Source organism: Streptomyces sp. S6 (assembly GCF_054880855.1).
The window spans coordinates 1-3,526 of the sequence record NZ_JBTYMC010000477.1 but is presented as its reverse complement, the minus strand read 5'-3'; the positions used below and the strand labels follow the sequence as shown (position 1 = coordinate 3,526).

At 72.5% G+C, this 3,526-nt stretch carries 3 protein-coding genes; all 3 read left to right on the top strand.

What is annotated here, in order from left to right; translation table 11 throughout:
• The coding region (locus ACVNF4_RS33875) for an amidohydrolase (RefSeq protein ID WP_461806707.1) at nt 1-1,749 on the top strand (1,749 nt) is incomplete at its 5' end.
• Nucleotides 1,750-1,932: 183 nt separating this feature from the next.
• A complete protein-coding gene (locus ACVNF4_RS33870; RefSeq protein ID WP_461806706.1) occupies nt 1,933-2,148 on the top strand; it encodes a twin-arginine translocation signal domain-containing protein in 216 nt (71 codons plus the stop codon).
• Between the two features lie 34 nt (nt 2,149-2,182).
• Nucleotides 2,183-3,526: glycoside hydrolase family 27 protein (locus ACVNF4_RS33865; RefSeq protein ID WP_461806705.1), on the top strand; the 1,344-nt coding region annotated here is incomplete at its 3' end.

Here is a 3,526-nt window from a genome sequence, read left to right as displayed (position 1 = left end):
CCGACGCGCGTGGCCACCGTGGTGGTCAACGGGCGCGTGTTCACCGGCGACGGCCGCCCCTGCCCGAGAGCCGTCGCCGTCGGCACCGACGGGAAGATCCTCGCGGTCGGCTCCGACGCCGAGATCCGCCGGCACGCGGGCTCGCGCACGGTCGTCGTCGACGCCGAGGGCGGCACCGTCATGCCGGGCATCCAGGACGGGCACATGCACCCGCTCGGCGCGGCCGTCCAGTCCCTGAACCCCTCCCTGCGCAACGAGAGCCTGACGGTCCCTCAATTCCGGGCCAGGATCCAGGAGATGCTGGACGCGACGGCCGCGCAGGAACCCGACGGCTGGCTCCAGGTGACCGACTGGAACCCCGTCGGCCTGCTGCCCGCGGGCACCGTCGCCGACAAGACCCTCCTCGACTCCCTGAACACCCGCCGCCCCATCCACCTCCAGGGCTCCGACTTCCACAACAGCCTCGTCAACTCCCGGGCCCTCGCCCTCGCCCGCGTCGACCGCACCACCCCCGACCCGGCCGGCGGCCAGATCGTCCGCGACAGCGCCGGGAACCCCACCGGGCTGCTCAAGGACGACGCACAGGGCCTCGTCACCGGCGCGATCCCGCCGCCGAGCGCCGAGCAGCTGGAGGGCGCCTACGCCAGGATGGCCGGCGCGCTCCTCGCCTCCGGCATCACCTCCTTCATGGACGCCGTGAGCAGCGAGGGCACCATCGCCACCTACACCCGCCTCATCGGCAAGGGCCTTCTTCCGCAGCACGTCACCCCCGCCCTGGTTGTCGACGCCGAACTCGCCAGGAAGCCCAGGGAGGCGGCTGAGTACCTGCGCGGCGTGCGCCGCCGCTTCCACGGCCCCGCCACCCTGCGCCTGACCACCGCCAAGGTGTTCCTCGACGGCGTCATGGAGTTCCCGGCCCAGACCGCCGCCCTCCTCACCCCCTACCTCGACGCCGAGGGCAGGCCCACCACCCACCGGGGCGACCTGCACGTCAGTGACCGCGACTACCGCGCCCTGGTCCGCGCCCTCGACGCCGACGGCTGGCAGATGCACGCCCACGCCATCGGCGACCGCGCCGTCCGCGCCGCCCTCGACGCCTACGAGGCCGTCCACCGCCCCGGACGCCGCGACCGGCGCCACACCATCACCCACCTCCAACTGGTCCACCCCGACGACCTCCGGCGCCTGGCCCGCGCCCGGGTGGTGGCGAGCATGCAGCTCCAGTGGGCCGCCGCCACCCCGTTCACCACCGACGCGCTGCGGCCCTACATCGGCCCCGAGCGGTTCGCGCGCCTGTACCCGGCGCGCAGCCTGGCCCGCGCGGGCGTCCGGCTGGCCGGTGGCTCGGACTGGCCGGTCGACCCGCTGCTCCCCTTCACCCAGCTCGCCACCGCGATCGACCGCAGGCCCCCGACGGGCGACGAGCCGCCGCTCAACGCCGCCGAGGGGCTGACCCGGACCCAGTCGCTGCTCATGCACACCGCCGGCGCGGCCTTCCAGTTGCACGACGACACCTCCGGCCTGGTCCGGCCCGGCCGCCGAGGCGACCTGATCGTCCTCGACCGGGACCTCACGGCGGTGCCGGTCAGGGAGATCCACTCCACCACCGTCCGTCACACCCTCGTCTCCGGCCGGGTGGTCTACGACGCGCAGTCCCGCACCGGGCGTGAACACGCCGCCTCCGCACGGCAGTTGGGGCCGGTGGCCGGCGCCCGGACGCCGGGGCGCTCCTGCTGCCAGGGGCATTGAGACATCGCATGTCTGGTGACTCGCCATAGTCGGCAAGAGGTGACCAAGGCGGCGAAAACGGAATCAAGTCAATCCCATTCATCCCTTCACGCACGTTGACATGGCGGGCTCAAGCCCTGACCTTCGGAAGTGACGTAGCGGCCCCCAGGGCTCGCCCGCCTCTCACGCATCAGGGATGGGTACATGTCGCACTCGATCAACAGACGCCGCTTCCTGGGCAGTTCGACCGCAGTGGTCGCCGCCGCCCTGGCCTCGGGAACCCTGGGAAGCGGCGTCGCGAGAGCGGTACCCGGCCCCTACACGCCGGACTGGGACTCCGTCGACCGGCATCCGGCGGCCCCCGAGCAGTGGACCTACGGCAACGGCACCAACCTGCTGTGGACCCTCACGGCACCCTGACGGACCCCCGACGCCCAGAAGCCCAGGAGCCTCCATGCCCACCCGCACAGGCGCACGACTGCTCCGCAGACTGTCCATATACACGGCCGCTCTGCTGACGGCCGCCGGTGTCACGGCGGCCGTTCAGCCCACCGCCTCGGCCGCAGCCCCGGTCGCCCCGGCCGCCGCCCCCGGCAGCCCCGCCCTCACCCCGCCGATGGGCTGGAACAGCTGGAACAGCTTCGGCTGCGGCATCACCGAGGCGCAGGTCCGCCAGGCGGCCGACGCGATGGCCAACTCGGGGATGCGGGACGCCGGTTACCGGTACGTCGTCGTCGACGACTGCTGGTTCGACCCGCAGCGCGACAGCGCGGGCAACCTCCGCGCGAACCCGACGAAGTTCCCGGGCGGCATGAAAGCGCTCGGGGACTACATCCACGGCAAGGGCCTGAAGTTCGGGATCTACCAGGTGCCCGGGGACCGCACCTGTGCGCAGACCAGCGGCGGCTATCCCGGCTCCACGGGTAGCCGGGGGCACGAGGTCCAGGACGCGAACACGTTCGCGTCGTGGGGCGTGGACTACCTCAAGTACGACTGGTGCTCCGGCGAGGGCACGCGGGACGAGCAGGTCGCCCGGTTCTCGCTGATGCGGGACGCGCTGCGCGCCACCGGACGGCCCATCGTCTACAGCATCAACCCCAACAGCTTCCACGCCATCACCGGCTCCACCTACGACTGGGGCCAGGTCGCCGACCTTTGGCGGACCACCGAGGACCTCCTCGACATCTGGCAGAACAACAACACCAACAGCTACCCGATGGGCGTCGGCAACGTCCTCGACGTCAACGCCCCGCTCGCCGCCCAGTCGGGTCCGGGCCACTGGAACGACCCCGACATGCTGGTCGTCGGCCGCCCCGGACTCACCCTCACCGAGTCCCGCTCCCACTTCACGCTGTGGGCGCTGATGGCGGCCCCGCTCATGGCCGGCAACGACATCCGGACGATGTCCGCCGACATCAGCGCCGTCCTGCGCAACTCCCGGCTGATCGCGGTGAACCAGGACTCGCTGGGCGCGGGCGGGCGCCGGGTGCGTGACGACGGGAACACCGAGGTGTTCGCCAAGCCGCTGGCCGACGGATCCGTCGCCGTCGGCCTGTTCAACCGGGGCTCCGCGACCGCGACGATCTCCACGACCGCCGCGCAGATCGGCCTCACCGGAGGCCCGCTGACCCTCACCGACCTGTGGACCGGCGCCACGTCGACCGCCCTCTCGGCGAGCGTCCCCGCGCACGGCGTCGCCGCGTTCAAGGTGACCGGCGGCACCCCGCTGGCCTCCACCGGCAGACCTCCCGTACCACCCGCCGTGCGGCTGAACCCGCGGTTCACCGCCGCCACAACG